Source organism: Psychrobacter sp. 1U1, from assembly GCF_051847535.1.
In the GTDB taxonomy this organism is placed as follows: domain Bacteria; phylum Pseudomonadota; class Gammaproteobacteria; order Pseudomonadales; family Moraxellaceae; genus Psychrobacter; species Psychrobacter saeujeotis.
Window position 1 is genome coordinate 11,477 of the sequence record NZ_JBPYDD010000009.1, and the last position, 23,475, is coordinate 34,951.

The window sequence follows — 23,475 nt, forward strand, 5'->3', positions numbered from 1 at the left end:
AAACTGAACAGTTATATTCAAACCTCAAAGCCCCATACTATGACCAGTAGACCAAACACTAATAAACACCGAAACCGCGCACCTGAGACTGCCAAAAAACTTGGCAAGCTGCACTCGCGTAATCCGCACCAAGGTCGCTACGACTTTGCGCTATTGACCCGCGCCTTACCTGAGCTTGCCAAGCATACGATCACCAATCCTAAGGGTGAGCCGACGATTAATTTTTCGGATCATCAGGCGGTACGGGTGCTCAATCAAGCGCTATTGGCCCATTATTATGGTGTCAAGTTTTGGGACATTCCAGAAGGTTATTTGTGCCCGCCCATCCCTGGACGCGCCGATTATATTCATTATATTGCCGACTTATTGGCTCAAACCACACACGTGAACGAAAACAACACACCGCCGATGGGCAAAGAAATTCATGCCCTCGATATTGGGACAGGTGCTAGCGCCATCTACCCTATTATCGGCAGTCAAAGCTATGGCTGGCGCTTTACTGCAAGCGATATTGACCCCGTTTCTGTCAATACCGCAAGCGTTATTTGTCAGGCGAACCCAAAACTAAAAGGCGCGATTAAGGTCAAACTGCAACCCGAGCCAAAATATATTTTTAAAAATATCATTGGACGTCAAGACTACTTTGATGTGGTGGTTTGTAATCCGCCCTTCCATGCCTCCTTGGATGAAGCCTTGCAAGCAAATAGCCGTAAACAACACAATCTACAAAGACACCGGGGCAAAAACGAAAGTACACAAATCAGTCGTCACTCTACAAAGTCAGGTAATGCCGCGCAAAACCTCAACTTTGGCGGTCAACATAAAGAATTATGGTCTGAAGGTGGTGAAATTGCTTTTTTGAGTAATATGATAAAAGAGAGCCAAAACTATGCTGAGCATGTTGGTTGGTTTACTAGCCTAGTCTCAAAATCTGAGAATGTAAAACCGTTACAGCAATTATTAAAAGAGCTTGGCGTCGCGCAGATGCGTATTATTGAGATGAGCCAAGGACAAAAAAACACCCGTGTCTTAGCATGGCGATTTAGTATTGACGAAGCATAATCATTGCCAAAGCGTATTAACAGAGTTTCACGTGAAACAAAAAAGCCGCTATAAAGATTTATAGCGGCTTTTTATTTGAGCATAAAATAACGTATCTATTTAGCTAAAAAACATAATTTTGAGCCCAATCAAAACCAATACGATGCCGCCGAGTGCTTCTGCTTTATCTTCAAGATACGTACCTGATTTTTTGCCCAAATAGATGCCCACTGCGCTAAAGATAGCCGTGACAATCGCGATGATCACACAAGCAAACCACGCATCAAGATCGAGTAGGTTTAAAGTAAAACCAGCCGCCATGGCATCGATACTGGTGGCAATCGCGAGGGTAAACATGGTGCGATGATTGATATATTTTTCTGCGTTATTTCTTACTGGAGTGGCATTATTACTTACATCAAGTTGTTGATCTGAGATAGCCTCCTTACTTCCCAAAAACACCTCATAGAGCATCTTGCTGCCCAGCCCAATAAGAATAAAACCTCCGATCCAAGGAGCAGCAGCGGCAAGCCAACCTAATAAAGCTGCACCCAGCAAATAACCAATAAGCGGCATTATCCCCTGTGCAATCCCAAAATATAAGGCAGCGTAGACAGCCAGGCGCCCTATATATCGACGGCTTTGTTTTTGCGATTTAGCGCCCAGTCCTATAGAGACTGCGAACGCATCCATCGCCAAAGCGATAGCCAGTAGTACCACTTCAACCATCTTATTATCCAGTTATCCATTAACTCAAAATATAGCAAAGGTATTATAAGGTGTTAAATAAAGTTTCACGTGAAACAACTCTATTGTTAAAAAATACCGCCTTGGAAGACAAGGCGGTATTTTATACTTAACGTAAAAGCTAAACCTTAAATATCAAGGTTAGAAACCGTTAATGCATTTTCCTCGATAAAGATACGACGCGGCTCGACGTGATCGCCCATCAAGCAGGTAAACATATGATCCGCTGCAATAGCGTCTTCGATGGTGACACGTAGCATGCGACGGTTTTCAGGATCCATCGTCGTGTCCCAAAGCTGATCAGCATTCATCTCCCCTAGCCCTTTATAGCGCTGAACTGCCAAACCACGACGGGCATCTAGCATCATTTGCTGCCAGAGATAGTCAAAGTCGCGCACAGGGATATCTTTGGCTGTACCTGAATTTGCTTCGCGGCGAATAAAAGCATCATCCTCAAGTAGCGTGTTCCATTCGCTTGATAAGCGAAGCAGCTTGCTATACTCACCTGAATTGATGAAACTTGCATCAAGCAAGTAATGATGTGCTAATTGATGCACATAAACGGTAATACGTGGTAACCACTGCGCTTTATTAGATATGGCTTCTACGTTTTCTACTGCTGGCTCTATATTGAGTACGTTTTCTGCTGCATCCATACTCTCAGACTGCTGTTCATGAATATTGACCAGCTCAATCTCAGGGCTTAAATCACTACCGAAGTGATTAAGCTGAGCTTGCATAGTCTCTTGCCATTCTTGCATAGCAGACTTATCATAAGTCATGTCAGTGCTAAGCTTTGGTGTATGCGTCAACGCATCCAAAATTACTGCTGGAAAACGAATCTGCAAACGGGCTTTAATCAGCTGTGTCTGGTTGTAATCATTTAGCAGTGTTTCAAGCGCTTGACCAGTAATGGCAGGAGCATCGGCACTGATATGCAACTTAGTATTATCAATCGTAGATGACAACAGATAAGCTTTGAGCGCCTCATCATCTTTTAGATACAACTCTTGGCGACCTTTTTTGACTTTATACAATGGTGGCTGCGCAATATAAATATAACCACGTTCAATCAGCTCTGGCGTTTGACGGAAAAAGAACGTTAGTAGCAAGGTACGAATGTGCGAGCCGTCGACGTCGGCATCGGTCATAATGATAATTTTATGATAGCGTACTTTGTCAGGATTGTACTCGTCAGGACCAATACCGCAGCCAAGCGCGGTAATCAAGTTACCTACTTCTGCAGACGATAGCATCTTGTCAAAACGCGCACGCTCGACATTTAGAATCTTACCTTTTAGTGGCAAAATTGCTTGCGTCTTCCGGCTACGACCTTGCTTCGCTGAGCCACCAGCAGAATCACCCTCCACGATGTATAGCTCTGATAACGAGGGATCTTTTTCTTGGCAATCAGCCAGCTTACCCGGCAGACCTGCGATATCCAAAGTAGTCTTACGACGCGTCATCTCACGCGCTTTACGCGCCGCATCACGAGCCCTTGCCGCATCGATAATCTTATTGGCAATACCTTTGGCAGCGCTTGGATTTTCAAGCAGATAATCATTAAACTTATCATGCATCGCTGACTCAACAGCAGATTTGACTTCGCTTGATACCAGCTTGTCTTTGGTCTGACTAGAGAACTTTGGATCAGGTACTTTTACTGAAACAATAGCACTTAGACCTTCTCGCGCATCATCGCCACTGACCGCGACTTTCTCTTTTTTAAACAGGTTTTCACGATCCATATAGCTGTTTAGACCACGGGTAAGCGCTGAGCGAAACCCTGATAAGTGCGTACCACCGTCGCGCTGCGGGATGTTATTTGTGAAACAAAGTACTTTTTCATTATAAGTGTCCGTCCACTGTAACGCGACTTCGACTGCGATACCATCGTCTTGTTCACTAGTAAAATGGAACACTTCATTGATGCCGTCCTTGCCTGCATTGATATAGCTTACAAACTCAGATAACCCGCCTTTGTGCTCAAACTCATGGCGCTTATCGATACGCTCGTCAGTTAAGACAATGCGCACACCTGAGTTTAAGAAGGACAGCTCACGTAAGCGTTTGGCCAAAATATCATACTCGAAGATAGTACCCGTAAATACGTCGCTACTTGGATAAAAACGGATTTGTGTACCCGTTTTATCGGTCGCTTCCATTTGCTGAATATCAGCATCTGGCACACCGTCGGTATAAGTTTGATGGTAATGATAACCTTCACGCCAGATATTCATCTCAAGCTTTTTCGATAATGCGTTAACGACTGAAACGCCAACGCCATGTAAGCCACCTGAGACTTTATAGCTGTTGTCATCAAACTTACCGCCTGCATGTAGTACGGTCATAATGACCTGCGCGGCAGACACCCCTTCTTCTGGATGAATATCAACAGGGACACCGCGACCATTGTCCATGACACTGACCGACTCATCTTCATGGATGATAATATCAATCTGATCACAGTGACCAGCTAGCGCCTCATCGATAGAGTTGTCCACTACCTCAAAGACCATATGATGCAAGCCTGTGCCATCATCTGTATCACCGATATACATACCAGGACGTACACGCACCGCTTCTAAACCGCGCAATACACGAATGTCTTTGGAGCTGTACTCAGATGGAAGTCCTTCAGAAATAGTCGCTGGCGCAATAGTCTCAACGATAGTATCTGACATCATATTGTCTGACGTCAGTTGCTCGTAATCGGTAGGTAATGAATCACTCATGTGCATTCCTTAATCTAGCCACAATCAGCCATATATCATCAACTCACCACTTTGGTGAGACTTTACAGTATTATCTTAAAATGAACGTTTTACTGTTAAAACCTTGAGCTTGTCTCATTAACCAAAGCTGCATAAAACATAATACTGACTTCGAGTCAACACATTATGTCTGCCTATAATTTCCACTTTGCATTAAGACGACCAACAATCAATAAAACAGTAAACTTATCAATTACTTACAAACTCATAAGTAATAACTAACAGTGATATGAAATCACAAGATAACTTGCTGAGAATAGGGCAAAAATAAAGCCTTATTTTAACATTTTTTTACCCGTAAGTCACTGTTTACTGGCTGTTTTAGGTCTTGGAAACAGTCGTTTTAGAGTAGTAAATATTATATAAACACCAGACAGCAGTTAGCTGGAAATATGAGAGAATAGAAAAATAATAAGGAGGTAATGAAGAAGTAAAAACAGTGATCTAATAACAGAATTTGCTAAGTCAAATAGATCTGACCATGTTTCACATGAAACGTTCTAGGATTTGACCATAATTCTTTAACTAGGGGTACAACATCATCAGTCAGACTGGTCATAAATACTTGACAAGGTAGACGCGCTAAAGTTGTTAGTAATATTTTTATCGCCCTACTGTCCAATTCTGCCGTAATATCATCTAAAAGTACGACAGGAGTCATTCTTGTTTGGATATCACTATTAGATAATTTTGTGACTACCTCATTATTAAGTAGCAAAGGCAATTGAGACAAACGCAATGCAGTAATCAAGAGCTTCTTTTCACCGCGAGATAAGACATTGGCTGCCTGTTCTTTCAAAATCGGCAATTTGTGGTTTAACTCATCTCTTAAGGCGACATCTACTTCTTTATCAGAACTTTTGGCTCCTGTAGAGTCACTAGAGCGCCAATGTACATGAATATCAGCACGATGATTGCCGATACGAGTGTACCCTAATTGCAAATCCTGCTCTAGGCGCTCATTAAGCTGCACGTCAAGTCCCACACTTGTATCGTAGCCTGCATTGTAGCTTAAGCTTAGTTGATCCGCATAGGCAGGCAGTAATTGTGCAATGCTTTTTGCAAAATAAGGCTGCCATTCGGTAAATACTTGCTCACGATAATGGTGAATAAGCGCAGCGTGGTTACCAAGCCCTTTGTCCCAGGATCTTAGCTCTGCAAGCTGAACATGTGATAAATGATTCGTCTTTTTTAACAAACTATTGCGCTGTTTTAATAGACGCTGATACGCTACCCACTGGGAGTGAAAGCCTTGTTTCATGTGAAACACCAACCAGTCTAATAACTGTCGACGACTGGCACTACCCTGCTCTAACATATCCATTGTGGAAGGGTCTATCAACAGCGTGGGCAACTGTTCGGTGAGGATGCTTTGGTTGTATACAGTGGTTTGATTAAGGCGTAATAACGTTGTCGCATCGGCCTGCTTTTGAATAGCTAATGTACTGTTATCAGTCAGCCTAGCATGTACAGTAGCACTGTCTTTATGATGCTGAATATAACGTTTGGGCTGATGATGACGAAAGCTTTTACCTCTTGATAATAAAAATATTGCTTCAAGTAGTGAAGTTTTGCCGCTACCATTGACACCGATGATGACATTACAAGCGGCAGAAGACAGGTCAACTTGAGACAAGTTACGCAAATATGAGACTTGTAGACGTTCAATCATAACAGCGGCGGCTGCCTATAAAAAACCCAAAATGGGCAAAATTTTGATTAAAAAACGATGATTTAAAAATTATTGCCTCACCTTGTAACCTATCTCAAACTAAAACAGCTGTACTAACCATAGTGGAGAAAACACTATATACGCATTGGCATAATGACATACTGATGAAAATCATCATTTAGCTGATTGACCAGTACAGAAGCGTTTGATTGGCTCATGTGCATTTGCAAATCACCTTGGATAACGCCTAGCACATCTTGTAGATAAGCGGCGTTAAATGACAACTCCATCGGGTCGCCCTGATATTTAGCTTGTATCATTTCAACCGCCTCATCTTGCTCAGCATTGTTGGCACGGACTTCTACCATACCGTCACTTGCAAAATTAAACACCACACCGCGAGATTTTTCGTTACTCAAAATTGCAACACGGCGCAGCACTTCAGTCATCTTTTCTTGATTAAACAAAGCCAGCTTGTCAGTGTTACTTGGCATAACACGGCGATAGTCAGGAAACTTACCATCGATCAAACGCGCGGTAAAAGTCACCATTAGATCTTGACTGACCTGCCCTGCACTATCTACCTCACCAAAAGGTAAACTGACTTGCAAAAACTCACGACCAAAACTCAAAGTTACTGGATTGTCTTTATCGCCCAACATTTTACCAAGCTCAGAAGCCAAACGTTCAAGCTCAATGACAGCTTTACGTGGCAATATAGCTTGCATATTCAAATCACTACTAACATCAATCACACTACGTGCTAAAGCCAATCTATGCCCATCGGTCGCAACCGTCGTCAGCTGCTGCTGTGAAACATCAAATAGCATGCCAGTTAGATAATAGCGTACGTCTTGGATTGCCATTGCAAACTGAGTCTTATGGATCAAATCAGTTAGGCGACTGCGACTGATCGTCAATGGCGTGATGTTCTCTGGGTTGCCTAAGCTTGGGTAATCTTCACTAGGCAAGGTTCCTAAAGTAAAACGGCTCTTGCCACTAGTTAGTAAGCAGCGCTCGTTTTCTTGGGTAGTAAGGTTTACCTGTGCCTGAGTGGGCAAAGACTTACAAATCTCTTTTAATTTGGTTGCCGGTAATGTCGTTGTCCCTGCTTCAACACAAGCACCTGTAGGCAATCTCAATGTCGATGTCAGCTCTACTTCTAGATCAGATGCGGTCAAAACAAGCTCAGACTCAGACAACTGCAGCTTTATATTACCTAAGATCACCATGTTATGACGCTTGTCAGCAGCCTTGGCGATTAAATTAATAGCTTTTAGTAACGACTCTCGATTAATCGATAATTGCATGCTTAGTTACTCTTATTTAAGTTACTATAGTCGATTCTACATAAAACAGATACGTTATATGCCAACGCGGAACTGGTATAAATTTTTCTGGTGTACTGTGCCTGCGCAGACAAAGGCTGCGTAAAATTTATCCCAGTCTCACTGTATCGGTTTTATACTGAACTCACTATATTTAAATGACTCTATTTTTATAAAATTCAAACGATGGTTTAATAATACCTTGTCTACTGGCTATAAACCATCAACCATCTGTGCGCTTATCCGCTCAATATTATAAACCATATCCCCCTACTAAAACATAGTGATACTAAACGATCTATGCCGCCTGTAACATTAATGCAAGTGTTTTATAGTCCTTATCAAAAGCAGGGTCAGCTGCGCGCAATTGGTTGACCTTATCACAAGCATGCATGACCGTTGTATGGTCGCGTCCACCAAATGACTGCCCAATCTCGGGAAAGCTATCACCCGTGAGCTCACGTGCTAGCGCCATAGCGATTTGACGCGGTCTTGCAATACTACGCGTACGTTTACGTCCCATGATATCTTTCACTGTAACGTCATAATATTCTGCGACCACTTTACGGATGTTGTCCATGTTGACAGATTGCACTCGCATTGCCACGATATCTTTTAGTGCATATTGCACCATCTCAAGAGTAATCGGTGCACCAGTTAAATTGGCATTAGCAAATACCTGATTTAAAGCACCTTCTAAACGCCTCACATTAGAAACCACATTTTGAGCGATAAATAGTGCGCACTCTTTAGGAAGTGTCATTCCATAAGATGCTGCCTTCTTCTGCAAGATTTGCATACGAGTATCGATTTCGGGGGGATCAACAGCTACGGTCAGCCCCCAAGAAAAGCGTGATCTAAAGCGTTCATCGAACTCCGTCATTTGTGATGGATGACGATCAGAAGCCAAAATCAGCTGCTTATCACCACTAGTAAAATCAGCAAATAACGTTAAAAACTCGTTACTACTTTTCGTTTTTCCAGCTAATACATGAATATCATCTACAATTAATAAATCAACCTTTTTTATTTTCTTTTTAAAATCCTCTATTTTATTATTTCTTAATGAATAAACTAATTGGTTAATAAATTTTTCAGAAGTAAAATAATAAAAACTTCTATTATTTTTTAAATAGCGATGAGCAACTGAATGCATTAAATGAGTTTTTCCCAATCCTGAAGGACCGTAAATGAATAAAGGATTATGACGGTTCTTTGATTGGCGCTTGCTAAGCTCATAACATGCTTTATAAGCTAAATTATTAGATTTACCAGTCACAAAAGTCTCGAAGGTAAAATCTGGATTAAGGTAACTCAACGACTTGGCGTCAGCAGAATGAACCAATTCGGTATGGCGCATATTAGCGTCAATATCTGCTTTAGCGATACGATGATGTGTGTTTTCAGAATCATAACTTGGCAGGGTAGGGGAGGGACTTTCTGCTACCAACAAGGAGTCTGGCTGTGCCTGATTACTCTCAGCTGGCTCGCGACCAGCATTATCAACACGTACAACAACTTCTTCGATACTGCCTTGGCTATGTTTAGCAACTAACTGTTGAATGTCATGCAGATGGTTTTTTTTGATGTATGTGACGAAATAATCGTTAGGCGCAAGAATTATTAGCGTTTGTGCTTCTTGCTGTGCCGATAGTGGTCTTAACCACATAGTAAAAACGTTATCTTTGACATGATAACGTAAGTCGTTCAAACACTTATCCCAAATAGCTGCTGTATCCATCATGAAAAGTAAACGCCCCATATTCTAAATTTAACAAGTACCATTTGACTCGTTGATAATAAAAACAGCCTGTAGTTACTGCTTAAAAAATGATGATATGAAACAACCGAATAATCACTCATCAAACTAAGACACAATCTAACATAAATAGCCTGTGGATAACATCATGTTTTTTGTGGATAAGATTGTGGACAGTATTGTGGATAAGTTTATATTTCAAGTTATCCATATTTTACCCACAGGTTATCCACAGGGTTAACCATAAGCTATTTCATTGATAAAAATCAATAAATCTTAGTTAACCACAGAAAATATGCTTCCCAATAACAACAATATTTATATATATTAATTAATAATTATTATAGAACCGAATAAATTCTGTGGATAACTTTTCATCTAGTACACTAGACAACACTTTTTTAGGTATTCTTTTGACAAAAAGTTTATATAAATAATCAGTTATTGGTTCAATGAATAAGACTGAATAAATTAGTTTATTGACCAAGATATAATGCAGTGGTATAATCCTGCGTTATTACGAATTTAGTCCATTATTTTGATAGGTGAGTTATGAAACGTACATTCCAACCAAGCGTGATCAAGCGTAAACGTACTCACGGTTTCCGTGCTCGTATGGCAACTAAAAAAGGTCGTCAAGTTTTAGCTCGTCGCCGTGCTAAAGGACGTCATCGCCTTACTGTATAATCAGAAGACTGCGATGAGCATGGTTTATAGTGCTTGTTGTGTTTCTATTATTTATAGATTGCGATAGTCAATCATCACAACTGACACTTAGCCATATATTAAAAGCGCCCATATCGGCGCTTTTTTTGTTTCTATACTTTGTTATTCTCTCTACTAACATCATTAGTTCTCATACAGGGTTGTACTATGTCCAATACTGTCTCAACGACGCCTAATGCCTGCTTCACTAAAGAGCAGCGTCTACTAACGCCTATAGCCTTTCGCGAGGTTTTTAATGCGCCTGAACGTAAGCTCCATCAAGCCCACTTAATGGCCTTTATACGTCCTAATACGAATGAGCAGCCACGCATAGGGATGGCCATTACTAAGCGTAAAGTACCTACAGCAGTCATGCGAAATTTAATTAAACGCCAAATTCGCGAACAGTTTCGATTAAAATATTCAAAGTTAGAAAATAAAGACATTGTTTTTATTGTTAAAAAATCTATTAAAGATTTGAGTAATAAAGAATTAAAAAATGAAATAAATAATATTTTTAAAAAAATAGAAAAAACATGAAATGAATTCTATATTAAAAAATAAAAATAAGTTTATTTATAAGCTGTTATATACTTTAATTGTTTTCTATCAAAAAGTAATAAGCCCAATATTGCCTGCCCGTTGCCGGTATTACCCAACATGTTCTAATTATGGCAAGCAAGCTCTAGAATGGCATGGGGTTCGATCTGGTAGTTGGCTACTGTTAAAACGTATTGGAAGTTGTCATCCTTTGGGTGGACATGGTGTCGATTTTGTACCGCTACCTTTATCTTCTTACTACTATCAATATGTGCCCGCTACTACCCTAGCTACCGTTAGTGTTCAGGGTATTTATGTCTATAAAGATCGTAAAAGTTATGTTTCTCGTTTAAACCATATGATGAAGCTAACGTAATTTTTGTCATCGATAGACCATCTGTGGATATCTATTTAGTTACCCACAAGTTATCCACACTCTTGGTATCATTTAGAGTGGTTTTTTAGTAAAATGATGAACATTTTATGTGATTGACTGCTGATACTGCTGCTCAAGGTATGAGTTAATACTATGCGGCGGTCATGACACATGCCTGATTTTTTATTCCCTAATTTTTTAATCTAGGAAAGGTTTATGCAAAAGATATTTCGGGTGATGATCATCATTGCGATGTTAATCACCGCTTATCTGCTAATTTTGGCATGGCGAGATGATTATGCTAATGAGCCAGCTGTAGACACGGTATCAGAAACAGCAACGTCAGTCGGTGCTGACATTCCCTCTACAAGTGGTGCAGCAGGTGACATACCGGTACAGACACTACCTGTTGATTCTGGTGCTGTGACTACGACACCTGCCAAAAATGCAGGATTAATCACAGTTACAACTGACCGCTATGACATCAAAATCAATCCAGAAGGTGGTGATATCGTTTATGCTGCTTTAAAGCAGTATGATGCCACGCTTGATAGTGATGAGCCTTTCGTACTATTAGAAAATAACGGCAATCGTGTCTATGTGGCTCAGTCTGGTCTGATTGGTCAAGATGGTATTGATACAGCTGAAGGACGTGCAACTTATAGCCATACTGCAAATAATTATGTGATGGAAGCGGGCCAACAAACCCTGTCGGTACCGCTTACTTATAAAAAAGATGGCGTGACAATCACCAAAACCTTTACTTTTACGCAAGACAAATATCCGATTGATGTTAGCTATCAGATTCAAAACGCTTCTGCTAATGCCTGGCAAGGACAGATGTTTGCGCAGTTAAAGCGTGATGACAGTAAAGATCCTGGTATGTCTGATAAGGGTGCGCTTAGCATGGCAACTTATCTAGGCGGCGCTTGGGGTACACCTGATGATCCTTACAATAAGCTAAAATTCAAGAACTTTAGTGATGAGCTGTCAGTGACTAGTGATGATGGCTGGGTCGGTATCGTGCAGCATTACTTTGTCTCTGCATGGACACCTGAGAATTTTACCGGCAAGTTCTTTAGTCGTGAAACTGGTAACGATTACTTTATCGGATTTAACAGCCAACCTGTCAATGTTGCACCGAACAAGCAAGCGACCTTGAATGCGACGTTGTATTCAGGACCAAAAGTACAATCTGAGCTTAAGGACGTAGCAGTAGGTCTCAATCAGACGGTTGATTATGGTTTGTTATGGCCAATATCAAAGATACTTTTTGCTATTTTGGATGGTATTCACAAAATTATTGGCAACTGGGGTTGGTCAATTATTGTACTGACTATCTTGGTTAAGTTTGCCTTAATGTGGTTCTCAAATAAGAGCTACTATTCAATGGCGAAGATGCGTGCCATTGCTCCAAGATTAGCGGCGCTGAAAGAAGAGCATGGCGACGATCGAATGAAAATGTCGCAAGAAATGATGGGCATTTATAAAGAAGAAAAAGTCAATCCAATGGCAGGTTGTTTGCCAATATTGATGCAAATGCCAATCTTCTTAGCTTTATATTGGGTATTGGTCGAAAGTGTTGAGCTACGTCATGCGCCATGGATACTGTGGATTCAAGATCTCTCAGCGATGGATCCTTGGTTTATCTTACCACTGCTGATGGGTGCTTCTATGTTCATACAGCAGCAGCTAAACCCACAGCCAGCGGATCCTATGCAAGCAAAAGTAATGAAATTTTTGCCGATTATCTTTACCGCTTTTATGCTATTCTTCCCAGCAGGTCTAGTATTGTATTGGACGGTGAACAACTTGTTTAGTATGACGCATCAGTATATTGTGAATAAAAAGGTAGAAGAAGAACAGAAACAGCGCACTGTTAAAGTACTTGATTAGTTTGAATAAGAGCCTTTGAATAAAAAAACCATCGTGCAAACGGTGGTTTTTTTTATAGGTAATTTGTTTATAATATTTTTTGCTGGTAGGTAAGCAGAACGCTAATACAGCGTCATAAAAGCTCAAACATGTACCCTACATTAGGATATAAAGTTTGCTTTGTCAGGCTGGGTTTAGGCGTCTATAATGGAGCTTTTAGTTAATGAGAATAACTTTGAATTCTTTACAGACGACGCAAGCCTTATCTGATTCATCTGGAAAGTCTAAGCCATCCGGTTTGGCTACGATTGCCGCGATTGCCACACCACTTGGGCGTGGCGGCGTCGGTGTGATACGGCTGTCAGGTGCGCGTGCTTATGACATTGCTTGTCAGCTCACAGGCAAGACAGCATTTACTCCGCGCATGTCCAGTTTTTGCCGGTTTTATCAGGCAGATGGCACGGTAATTGATGAAGGATTAGTGTTATATTTTAAAGGCCCGCATTCGTTCACCGGTGAAGATGTGATTGAGCTGCAAGGGCATGGTGGCATGATTTTGCAAAACCAGCTGCTTGCTCGCGTGTTTGAGCTGGGTGCCAAACAGGCCAGTGCAGGGGAGTTCTCCTACCGCGCTTTTGACAATGATAAATTAGATCTGGTGCAAGCAGAAGCGATTGCTGATGCTATTGATGCCACGAGTGCTGCGGCTGCGAGCAGTGCCATTCGTTCGCTAAGCGGGGAGTTTTCGCAAAAAATTAACCAGCTATTAGAACAGCTTATTCATCTGCGCCTGCACGTTGAAGCCGCCATCGACTTCCCTGATGAAGAGGACGTTGACTTTTTATCTGATGGCGTCATTCAAAACAAGCTTGAACAAACTCAAGATAAAATACAGCAAGTGTTGGCAACGGCAAAACAAGGTCAGCTGTTACGTGATGGGATTCATGTGGTGTTGGCAGGGCGTCCTAATGCTGGCAAATCAAGCTTACTCAATCGTCTAGCTGGGCAGGAGCGCGCTATCGTTACCAATGTGGCAGGCACCACGCGAGACACAATACAAGAAACCGTCGTCCTCAATGGCCTGACCCTGCATCTCACTGATACCGCAGGGCTGCGCGATACCGAAGACACTGTGGAGCGTATCGGTATCGAACGGGCGCGTACCGCTATTAAGCAAGCTGATATGCTACTGATGGTCTATGATGTTACTCGGGATCTTGAAGAAGATACCACACCGTTGCAACTTGCAAAGCAGCTATTTGGCGAATTACCAGCCACCAAAAAACTATTAATTATTGCCAATAAAAGTGATTTGTTGACTCATAGCAAAGATAAAATAGCGATGACGGTCTCACAAAATGAAATCACTAATCGCGGTTATGAGCAAGTAAATGTTTCATGTGAAACAGGGGCTGGCATTGATACATTAATCGAAGAATTATGTGCTAAAGTCGGCTTCCATCCACCAGAGAATAGCCTCATCGCCCGTACGCGTCATATAGATGCGCTTAGACGGACGGCTGACTATCTAGCAGAGGCGCATGAGCAGCTAACGGTCTTTCAAGCAGGAGAGTTAGTCGCTGAAAGCTTACGTCAAGCTCAGCATAGTTTGGGTGAAATCACTGGTGAATTCAGTGCTGATGACCTACTAGGTAAGATATTCGGCAGTTTTTGTATTGGTAAGTGATTAGCAAACTACTGTTTCTATCTTCGATTGCCTGATAAAAAGCTTAAACTTATCAACAACGGCTCTTGCTCTTAATGTTAAAACAAGGAAATTACTATGCACTGCCCGTACTGTAACGCGTCAGATACCAAAGTTATTGACTCGCGTCTTGCTGCGGAAGGTGCGCAAGTGCGTCGTCGTCGTTCTTGTAACAGCTGCCAAGAGCGGTTTACCACTTTTGAGATGGTAGAGGTGGTGATGCCAAGAATTATTAAGTCTAGCGGCAAAATTGAGCCTTACGATAATGAAAAACTGCGTCGCTCTATCTTATTACCCTTACAAAAACGCCCTATCACGATTGACGAGCAAGAGGCGATGATTAGTCGTATTGAGAAGCGTGTCAGACAGATGGGAGAGCGAGAAATTAGTAGTAAAGTCTTGGGCGAGATTATCATGAGTGAGCTTAAAACTTTAGATGATGTCGCTTATGTACGCTTTGCCAGTGTCTATCGCGACTTTCAAGATATCGATGCTTTTCATCAAGAGATTGCCAATATCCGTCCTAATGAAAAATAGGCTATAGTCGATACCAAATAAAATCAATACGTTGTAATGTGAGACGCAACTGGTATAAATTTTTCTTGCTTGCTGTGTCTACGCTGACAGAGGCTGCAAAAAACTTATACCAGTCTCGTTGTACCGTTTTTATAGTCAAACATTCTTTATAAATTAAGCCGATTCTTATGTCTACCTTCAACCACGCGCAAGATGCACAAGATCGCTACTTTATGATGCTGGCGATTGAGCAGGCCAAGCAAGGTTTATATACCACAAGACCCAATCCTGCTGTGGGCTGCGTCATTGTCCAAGCAGGGGTAGTGGTGGGTCAAGGGTTTCATCCCAAGGCAGGCCAGCCACATGCAGAAGTATTTGCGCTCAAAGATGCAGGTGCGTACGCGGTCGGTGCCACCGCCTATGTCACTTTAGAGCCTTGTAGCCATACAGGACGTACGCCGCCTTGTGCTTTAGGTCTGATAGAGGCAGGCGTACAGCGCGTAGTAATTGCAGGTCTAGACCCGAACCCGCAAGTAGCGGGACGCGGTGTGAGGCTATTAGAGCAGGCTGGCATTGCAGTCACGGTTGGCGTACTAACAGAACAAGCAGAAGCATTAAACCGTGGGTTTTTAAAGGCGATGCGCATTCAAATGCCCTACGTTCGGCTTAAGATTGCTGCCAGTCTCGATGGTCGCACCGCGATGGCAACAGGGGAGTCAAAATGGATTACCTCGATAGCAGCTCGCGAGGATGTACAAAAACTTCGCGCCCTAAGTGGTGCGATTGTCACTGGTAGTGAGACCGTCATTACTGATGATCCACAACTTAACGTGCGCTCTAGTCAGTTGGTTGTGCCAGCTGGGCAAGTACCAGCTCCTAAGGTTGTAGTGCTGGATAGGCGTCAACGCTTAGAACACAGTCTGCAGTCTGATTATCAGCTATGCCGCCGTTTGGATACGCTTTATTGGCGCAATGATGATTTGATTGCATTATTAAAAGATTTGGTCAGTGAATATCAATGCTATGACGTACTAGTAGAGGCGGGTGCAAGCGTCGCTAGCAGTTTTTTAAGTCAACAACTGGTAGATGAGCTTATTGTTTATCAAGCGCCTTGTTTATTAGGTGAAAAGGCACGGCCGATGGTTGCTTTTAATCCATTGTCTTTATCTGAGCAGCTGCGTTTTAGAGTAAGCTGCCATGAGCAGCTTGGCCCTGATCTTAAATTGATCTTATATCCTTTGTGAATTATAAGTTATAAACAACTTATCCACAGCTGTAGACAATTATTGTCAAAGTACAGTATTTATAATAGTCATCCAGTCAAAAAAAATGTTTCATGTGAAACTGTGCATAACTTTGTTTCACATGAAACTATAAACTGTAGCTCTTAAGATTGTATTGAAAATAATATATATATAAATCATATACTTACAGTTAGTCTGCAAGAAAAGCGATATAGTAAAGCTAAAATACTACTTTGTGGATAACTTAGTATAAAAAAGGGTTTTTGTTGGGGTGTAACTTCATTTATTCTTACTTATCCACAACTTATCCCATCATAGGATTAAAAATAATCAAATTTTTTTAAAGCTTATCTTATATAAACGTACATTAATTAAGCAAAATACGTTGTTAACGACAGCAACACGATAAAACACGAGGTCTATATGTTTACCGGAATTATAGAAAATATCGGAAAAGTAAAGTCTATGCAGCCTACAGGCGGTGATATCCGTCTAACTATAGAGTCGAACGACATGGACTTTAGTGATGTCAAGTTGGGCGACTCTATTGCGTCAAATGGGATTTGTTTAACTGTAGTAGAAGTGGGTAGTAATTCTTATTCTGTTGATGTTTCACGCGAAACAATCGCTCGAACCGCTTTAGAAGAGCTAAAAGCGGGTCATATTGTCAATTTAGAAAAAGCGATGTTACCAACTACGCGTTTTGGTGGCCATATCGTTGCCGGTCATGTCGATGGGGTCGGGCGCGTCAGTAAGCTGCAACAAGATGCGCGCTCTATCTATATTGAAATTGAGATACCTAAAGAGCTGGCGCATTATACTGCGACTAAAGGCTCTATCACCGTTGATGGTATTAGCCTGACGACCAACTTAGTACGTGACAATATCGTCTGCCTCAATATCATTCCGCATACCGCGCAAGTAACCAATATCGCCAAACACTGGCTGGTAGGTAGCAAGGTCAATATTGAGGTAGATATCGTTGCTCGCTATTTGGAGCGTCTGTTAGGCAAGTCGCAAACAGGCAGCATAGGCGCACCAAGCTCGCAAAGTCAAATTACTGAAGATTTTTTGGCTGACAATGGTTTTATGAAATAATCCGTATCGTAGCATCAGGTAACAAAGTAGAAAACAATAAAGCCTACTGACAGCTTTTGACGGTGTTAAATAACTTATTCGGTTGTCATTAGTCTTTGCAAGACTGTTTTTAACTTATCTTTATTGATAGGTTTCGCCAAAAAATCATCCATTCCCGCCTGGCGGCAAGCTTCACGATCTTCTTCTGTATTATTCGCAGTTAATGCGACAATGGGAATACTATTCCCTTGTGAGCGTATGACTTGAGTAGCTTGCAAACCATCCATGACTGGCATTCGGCAATCCATAAGGATTAATGAGATTTGTTGTCGCTGTGCATCAAGTTGTTCTAAGGCTTGTCGACCATCATCTGCCACCAAGCTAGGATAGCCCAACTTATCCAACATCTTACAAGTAATTTTTTGGTTGGTTAGATTGTCATCGACAACTAATATGGTAGGAGCGCTGGCCACCTCGACAGTGTTATTATCCATCGTTGGTTTTTTTGTACTCTCAGAGGTTTTACCAGTATCTTCGTGTTTATGCGAGACGGTTGTAGACTGTAATAAACGGATGAGCTCAGATAATAATAAGGCCACGTCTAAAGGTTTATTCAAAAACCCATCAAACTGATCCAAAAAGGAGGATGGAATACTGCGCTCAGGTTTCATGCTCAATAACAATTTTGGCAAAGAGGTAACGTTCAATAATTTATGAATAACCTGACTTTGTTCACTGTTAACAAGTCTTTGTTGATTACCTATGCTTGGATCGTCAGTAGCGCCAGTCACGGGCGCTAAGTGAGTATAGGTTTCATAATACTCATAATCCAACAACAGTATAGGTTGTAGGGTTTTTGCTTCAAGCTCTAGCTGCTTATACAGTTTTTGAGCGGTCTTGTCGTCTAAGTCCGTATAGATACTCACGGGCAATGATAAGTGGGAGCACAAATGCTGGAAAAAGGTTACGCAGATGTCTTGCTCTACAATAACGATAAAACGAATATGCATGAGACTACTATGAAAGTGATAAATAGGCTGATAAGTCGGCTGTTGACAAGGCAGGTAAAGAGCAAAATTGCTACCTACGTCAAGTTCGCTATCTAATTGGATAAACCCACCCAACAACTGAGCAAAGCTATTAGAAATGGCCAGTCCCAAGCCTGTACCGCCAAAGTTTTGGCTGATTTGCCGATTTGCTTGGTTAAAATAAGAAAACAGCTTATCTTGTTCAGACTCTGCGATACCAATGCCAGTATCCTTGACACTAAAACGCATCCACTGATGCTCGGCGCCAGTATTGGTAACGGTATTGGGTAAGCGATTGTCGGGGGCTAAATTTTGATTGCGTGCAATAGTGGTTAAGGTGCGCTTATTATCAAGGCTTGTGATAGAACGCATCTGTTCATAAGTAATAGGCTCTATAACCAGTGCTACATAACCTGATGAGGTGAATTTGGTGGCATTATCTAGTAAATTGAGAAGAATTTGACGTAAACGGTTGCCATCTGTGCTGATATAACGCGGGCTATCGGGCATAAAAAAATACAACAGATTGATACCTTGCCGACGTGCACTACCAATCATTAAATCGCTAACATGTTGTCCAAGCTTAAAGATATCAGTAGGCTCATTCACGATATCTGCTTTTCCTGCTTTTATCTTTGCCATATCGAGCATATCGTTTAGCATCGCCAGCATTGATTGGCTAGACTGGGTTAACATCGACAGCACCTCTTGCTGCCTTGGCGTTAATCGATGCGCCTCTATCAACCCTAAAGTGCCGATAATAGCGTTCAATGGTGTGCGTAGCTCATGACCAATAATAGACCTAAGCTTGGTAAACTCTTTTATCTGCAGCTGTAATTGTTGGTTTTGCAGGTGCAGGTCATCAGCTTGCGTAATGAGATTATCGATATTATTAAGTATCACTGTAAACCCATGAACTTGTCCATGAGCGCCAAACCATGGAGTAATGTGTAGCTGATAGGCTTGTCTGTCCTCTAGTCCATAAACCAATAGATTACGAGTAACGCGTAGCGTGGAGAGCTTTTGTAGCAGTTGCTGAGTCGCTTTGTCACTGCCGGTCAAAAAATCCGTCAAGCTATAATGGTTATGACGTTGAAAGGCTGTGGTAAAAACTTGCTCAAAGCGCTGGTTAAAAAAACTGATGTGACCTTGGCGCATGACCATTAACATTGGTAAAGGGGCTTGATTGACTAAGTGCTCTAAACGCTGATTGAGTATTTTGATACGGCGATGATGGTCATGAAGCTGATAACTGATGCGGCTTAGGGTATGGCCGAGGCGTAAAAACTCGGGGGTGGCTTTTTCTGTGACGAATGGGGGCGGTATATAGGCCTCTTTAGAACTTATCGTTAAACTGTCCGTATATTGTATCAATTGCTCCCAATTAGTACGGCGTTTAAGCGCATAAAGCAATGCCAAACTAAATAACATAATCGCTGTCATTAGTGGCAACCAAAATTGATAGGATATCCAGCTTATATTGAGAGGTTGATGACGCAGTACGACATATATCTGATGACCGTTTTCAAGCTTAATTCTACCAGTTAATGTGTCATTATCTATCTGATACGAGCTGTTATTTGTAGTAGATGTTGAGGTAAGCGTAGGAAAAGTCACGCTAGTAAACTCGGTTTCTTGAGGTTGTATGTGATGATAAACATACGTTTGTCCAGACGGCAGCATAAAAATCAGCTGGTAGCTTATGTCTTGAAAAAAAGGTTTGGTAACGATGTTTTCGATTTCAGTTTCTGTCGGTACGGCGTGATTAATAATCTCATGCTTCAACGCTGCAAACACAACTTGGCTATGCGTCTGGCTCTGAGTTTTGAGCGTCGAAAGCATCATGGCATAGTATAAAGCCAGCATTATTAGCAGTGTCAAAATATAAAAGAGAAGCAGACGTTTTAATGACTGAAACTGTTGCATGTGGGTATGTTCCTATACCTGCGCGACAATACAGTGCGATGGTAAGCTAAAATAATATAATCTATTCGTTGGATAGGGCGCTTTGACAGCGCTATTATCTACAAACCTTTAGGCGTAAGGTAAAGGTTGAGGTATTAGTAAAAACAGTTAGGTAAAACTTTATAGTAACAAATTTGTCCCTCTTACGGTTATGACAATTATACTAATTTAAATGTTTACTTAAGCTTTAAATTGAACATAGCGTGGCCGCTTGGTTTATCATTTAAACATACTAAACTAACTATCGACTAGTGAATACCAACTAGATAAGTACCTATAAATAGCAAAAGTCACTAGCATAATGTCAATACAGACTAAGTCAAGAGAGTCATTATAAATTAAAGACAACGATAGCTATCTGCAAATAGATAACTCAGCTCACAATTATGGCACAACGCTGTAAACTCACCTATAATGTGACGACCAATCACACAATATATAATATGGTGCTATGACCACAACTAATGCTGTTTCTAATGATAGGGTACAAACCAATCGATTGCGCGTGGTGTTTGCAGGTACACCTGAGTTTGCTGCTGCTAGCCTTGAATCACTCATCGCTCAGCAAGAGCAACTTAATATAGACATCGTTGCGGTATATACGCAGCCCGATCGCAAAGCAGGCCGTGGCCAAAAACTATCTGCCTCTGCTGTTAAGCAAGTAGCGCTCACTCATGATATTGCCATCGAGCAGCCTGCCACCTTCAAAAAATCTAACACTGAAGGCTTGGCTGCTAGACAGACATTGGCAAGCTATCAGCCTGATATCATGATTGTCGCAGCCTATGGTTTGATTTTGCCTATCGGTGTATTAGATATCCCAACTTATGGTTGTTTAAATATCCATGCTTCACTTCTACCGCGCTGGCGCGGCGCGGCGCCTATTCATCGCGCGTTATTGGCAGGGGATACCAAGACTGGCATTACCATTATGCAAATGGATAAAGGTTTGGATACTGGAGATATGCTCTACGAAGCCAGCTGTACTATCGCTGATGATGATACAGCTGCAAGCTTGCACGACAAATTAGCTGATTTAGGAGCAACGGCTATCAGCACTGTCCTACAAGATTTGTCAAATTACCAAGCAGAGGCGACTGTACAAGATGACAAGCAAGCCAATTACGCTGAAAAACTGGTAAAAACTGAGGGCGAGATTGATTGGACGCAGTCAGCTAACATTATTGAGCGTCAAATCCGCGGTTTAACGCCTTGGCCAGGCGCTTATACGTTTTTAAACGGTGCGCGCGTAAAAGTATTAAACAGCATGCCTGCAAACCCATCACAGCAAACCACAGAACCTTCTGGCACTGTTATCAGCGTGGGACGTAAAGCGATTTTAGTCGCTTGTGGTAAAGAGAGTGAAACTGAATCATCAGCCACTACTCTAGCCGTTACTCATTTGCAGTTTGCAGGTGGTAAGCCCGTTAGCGCTGAGCAAATCTGTCATGGCAACCAGCTCGATGATGGTGACCAGTTTGGCCCCGAATTCAATTAATCACTGCAGACGCTCCAATGCGTATAGGATATGAATACTAATGAGACATAACGCAATTGCGTCTAAAAGCACTAACAACCACAATAAACCGTCCAGTAACCTTAAAATGACGGGTAGCGTGCGCGTACGCGTCATTCGCAGCTTACTTGCCATTCAACAGGGTCAGTCACTCTCAAGTGTGCTTGATCCCCTACTAAATAGCTTACACGACGGTGATAAAGGCTTTGCACATGCGTTATTATTGACCACGCTGCGTCAATGGCACGCACTTGCAAGGCTACTTGATAGCTTAGCTGACAATCCTATTGATGAGATTGAGGTGCGCACTGCTATTCAAGTGGGTCTTGTACAGCTGCTTTACTTAGAGGTAGCTGACCATGCTGCTATTCATGAAACGGTAGAGGCAACCAAAGAAATTGAATTTGCGCGGGCTTCTGGTCTTGTCAATGCGATCCTACGTAAAGTCGCCAAAAACACCAATAAATTCCGTAAAAAATGCGACAAGAACCACAGTTTGCCCAACTGGCTCGCTTATCAGCTTAAACAAGATTGGAGTGATGAGTATGCAGCGTTGACGCAAGGTTTACGCCAGCCTGCGCCGATGTTTTTACGGGTAAACTCAGGGATTAGCTCAGTAGAGGATTATCAACAAACATTGGATGGGGCAGAGATAGAAGCGGATTTGATTGAGCTAACCAGTGGTTTTAACTTAACGAGTTCGTCAGATACAGCCACGCCTACCACATTATCAACCAAAGGTCTTAGGCTACATCAAAGCACTGCAGTGAACGCTTTGCCTCATTTCGCTGAAGGTGCTGCCAGCGTACAAGATATGCATGCTCAACTTGCCGCGCCACTCATTCATACCGCTTTAATGAATAAAGTTAGTGCTGATAAGTCTAATACAGATATTGATTCAGACGCTGATAATAACCAGCTGCGCATTTTAGATGCTTGCGCTGCACCCGGTGGTAAGCTTGCTCATTGGTTAGAATTAATTAGCTTAAATGAGCCATCGTTGTTTCACGTGAAACAAGAGGATACTGAAACATCACCTGTGATTGGTGACATCAAGGCAACGGCTATCGATAACGAAGCGCCTCGTATCGAACGTATTTATGAAAACTTACAGCGCTTAAACTTACAACAGCAAGATTTAGAGCAAGCTGAAAAAAACATCGCGCTCAATATTGTCTGTGCGGACGCCACGACATGGCAAGGTGCTGGTAAGAAAAAGAGCAAGCTCGTATTTGACGCTATATTACTAGACTCACCTTGTACGGCTACGGGGGTGATTCGTCGTCATCCTGATATCAGTATCCTGCGTACGGAAGAAGACGTCGAGCAAACCGCACTGTTACAAGCGGATATCTTGCACAATCTGTGGCCACAACTTAAAGTCGGTGGCTATCTATTATATGTGACTTGCTCTATCTTAAAGCAAGAAAACGTTGAACAAATGCAAGAGTTCCTCACGCACTATAACAATGCGGTAGCGATTGAATTTACCGAGGATTGTAACTGGGGCATCGCTCAAGCGATCGGTCGTCAGTGTCTACCGATAGATAGCGCTAGCGGAGATGGTTTTTATTATGCATTGCTGCAAAAGACTGCTGAATAAAATA

The 23,475-nt window shown here is 41.9% G+C and carries 17 protein-coding genes; 11 read left to right on the plus strand and 6 right to left on the minus strand.

What is annotated here, in order from left to right:
• Positions 1 to 39: 39 nt before the first annotated feature.
• Entirely contained in the window at positions 40 to 1,062 is a 1,023-nt protein-coding gene (gene rlmF, locus ACS8FB_RS12565) for a 23S rRNA (adenine(1618)-N(6))-methyltransferase RlmF (RefSeq protein WP_439263361.1), read from the plus strand.
• A gap of 99 nt (positions 1,063 to 1,161) precedes the next feature.
• Here the strand turns inward: rlmF and ACS8FB_RS12570 are convergent, their stop codons facing one another.
• From ACS8FB_RS12570 to dnaA, 5 genes are all read right to left on the minus strand, one after another.
• The gene (locus ACS8FB_RS12570) at positions 1,162 to 1,770 is read right to left on the minus strand and encodes a manganese efflux pump MntP (protein WP_439263363.1); all 609 of its coding nucleotides are present in this window, start codon (positions 1,768 to 1,770) and stop codon (positions 1,162 to 1,164) included.
• 146 nt (positions 1,771 to 1,916) lie between these two features.
• Positions 1,917 to 4,490 carry a DNA topoisomerase (ATP-hydrolyzing) subunit B gene (gene gyrB, locus ACS8FB_RS12575; protein WP_439263460.1) on the minus strand — a complete coding sequence of 858 codons (2,574 nt, stop codon included), beginning with the start codon at positions 4,488 to 4,490 and terminating at the stop codon, positions 1,917 to 1,919.
• Positions 4,491 to 5,022: 532 nt separating this feature from the next.
• Complete coding sequence (gene recF / locus ACS8FB_RS12580) at positions 5,023 to 6,234, minus strand: DNA replication/repair protein RecF (protein ID WP_439263365.1); 1,212 nt, start codon at positions 6,232 to 6,234, stop codon at positions 5,023 to 5,025.
• A 134-nt stretch (positions 6,235 to 6,368) separates the two neighbouring features.
• Positions 6,369 to 7,544 (minus strand): DNA polymerase III subunit beta, encoded by a 1,176-nt coding sequence (gene dnaN / locus ACS8FB_RS12585; protein WP_439263366.1) that lies wholly within the window; start codon positions 7,542 to 7,544, stop codon positions 6,369 to 6,371.
• A gap of 316 nt (positions 7,545 to 7,860) precedes the next feature.
• Positions 7,861 to 9,306, minus strand: coding sequence for a chromosomal replication initiator protein DnaA (gene dnaA, locus ACS8FB_RS12590; protein WP_439263368.1), 1,446 nt, complete (start codon positions 9,304 to 9,306; stop codon positions 7,861 to 7,863).
• Positions 9,307 to 9,873: 567 nt separating this feature from the next.
• Here dnaA and rpmH point away from each other — a divergent pair.
• The 8 genes from rpmH to ACS8FB_RS12630 all read left to right on the plus strand — a co-directional run bounded on the left by rpmH (position 9,874) and on the right by ACS8FB_RS12630 (position 17,380).
• Positions 9,874 to 10,008, plus strand: coding sequence for a 50S ribosomal protein L34 (gene rpmH, locus ACS8FB_RS12595; protein WP_007394757.1), 135 nt, complete (start codon positions 9,874 to 9,876; stop codon positions 10,006 to 10,008).
• A gap of 186 nt (positions 10,009 to 10,194) precedes the next feature.
• Complete coding sequence (rnpA, locus tag ACS8FB_RS12600) at positions 10,195 to 10,566, plus strand: ribonuclease P protein component (RefSeq protein ID WP_439263370.1); 372 nt, start codon at positions 10,195 to 10,197, stop codon at positions 10,564 to 10,566.
• Position 10,567: 1 nt separating this feature from the next.
• The gene (gene yidD, locus ACS8FB_RS12605) at positions 10,568 to 10,942 is read left to right on the plus strand and encodes a membrane protein insertion efficiency factor YidD (protein WP_439263372.1); all 375 of its coding nucleotides are present in this window, start codon (positions 10,568 to 10,570) and stop codon (positions 10,940 to 10,942) included.
• A 216-nt stretch (positions 10,943 to 11,158) separates the two neighbouring features.
• On the plus strand, positions 11,159 to 12,838 hold the full coding sequence (gene yidC / locus ACS8FB_RS12610) for a membrane protein insertase YidC (protein ID WP_439263374.1): 1,680 nt from the start codon (positions 11,159 to 11,161) through the stop codon (positions 12,836 to 12,838).
• A 214-nt stretch (positions 12,839 to 13,052) separates the two neighbouring features.
• Positions 13,053 to 14,504, plus strand: a complete 1,452-nt coding sequence (mnmE, locus tag ACS8FB_RS12615; RefSeq protein ID WP_439263376.1) for a tRNA uridine-5-carboxymethylaminomethyl(34) synthesis GTPase MnmE — start codon at positions 13,053 to 13,055, stop codon at positions 14,502 to 14,504.
• A gap of 96 nt (positions 14,505 to 14,600) precedes the next feature.
• Positions 14,601 to 15,059, plus strand: coding sequence for a transcriptional regulator NrdR (gene nrdR / locus ACS8FB_RS12620; RefSeq protein ID WP_058369796.1), 459 nt, complete (start codon positions 14,601 to 14,603; stop codon positions 15,057 to 15,059).
• A gap of 167 nt (positions 15,060 to 15,226) precedes the next feature.
• Positions 15,227 to 16,282 (plus strand): bifunctional diaminohydroxyphosphoribosylaminopyrimidine deaminase/5-amino-6-(5-phosphoribosylamino)uracil reductase RibD, encoded by a 1,056-nt coding sequence (gene ribD / locus ACS8FB_RS12625; RefSeq protein ID WP_439263378.1) that lies wholly within the window; start codon positions 15,227 to 15,229, stop codon positions 16,280 to 16,282.
• Positions 16,283 to 16,705: 423 nt separating this feature from the next.
• A complete protein-coding gene (locus ACS8FB_RS12630; RefSeq protein ID WP_439263380.1) occupies positions 16,706 to 17,380 on the plus strand; it encodes a riboflavin synthase in 675 nt (224 codons plus the stop codon).
• 74 nt (positions 17,381 to 17,454) lie between these two features.
• Here the strand turns inward: ACS8FB_RS12630 and ACS8FB_RS12635 are convergent, their stop codons facing one another.
• Positions 17,455 to 20,313: a response regulator gene (locus tag ACS8FB_RS12635; protein WP_439263382.1), complete on the minus strand. Its 2,859-nt coding sequence runs from the start codon at positions 20,311 to 20,313 to the stop codon at positions 17,455 to 17,457.
• Positions 20,314 to 20,803: 490 nt separating this feature from the next.
• On the opposite strand from ACS8FB_RS12635, the gene fmt reads away from it, so the two are divergent.
• Together fmt and ACS8FB_RS12645 are read left to right on the plus strand one after the other, a co-directional pair.
• The gene (gene fmt, locus ACS8FB_RS12640; RefSeq protein ID WP_439263384.1) at positions 20,804 to 21,850 is read left to right on the plus strand and encodes a methionyl-tRNA formyltransferase; all 1,047 of its coding nucleotides are present in this window, start codon (positions 20,804 to 20,806) and stop codon (positions 21,848 to 21,850) included.
• A 40-nt stretch (positions 21,851 to 21,890) separates the two neighbouring features.
• Entirely contained in the window at positions 21,891 to 23,471 is a 1,581-nt protein-coding gene (locus tag ACS8FB_RS12645; RefSeq protein ID WP_439263386.1) for a transcription antitermination factor NusB, read from the plus strand.
• The last annotated feature ends 4 nt before the right edge of the window (positions 23,472 to 23,475 follow it).